Annotated in this window: 1 pseudogene; it reads right to left on the bottom strand. The window is 50.0% G+C overall.

Going from position 1 to position 250, the window contains the following annotated elements:
- Window positions 1–82: pseudogene (locus AC0IYH_RS33020) on the bottom strand (cystine ABC transporter substrate-binding protein); the annotation flags it as partial.
- Between the last annotated feature and the right edge of the window lie 168 nt (window positions 83–250).

Raw genomic sequence — 250 nt, 5'->3', positions numbered from 1 at the left:
GCTCGCCGGCAACGGCTTGGCCCAACAGAGCCAAGCCCAAAGTACCAACGAGTAGCGTGCGACGGAATACGGAACTAGTCATGAAGAGCCCCTGTGTTTTTTTATGTTGAGCGAAGCAGGTGACGCAGTAGTCGTATCCGGCCTTAAAGCGCGGTGCGCGTCTTCGCCTTCGGCGCGACTATCCAGCCGCTTTCTAAGACTTGAAAATAATATAAATCATGTTTGATATTCAATTTTAGAATATCAGGGG

The organism is Pseudomonas sp. AC463 (genome assembly GCF_979253585.1).
This window is presented reverse-complemented; position numbering and strand designations above follow the sequence as displayed.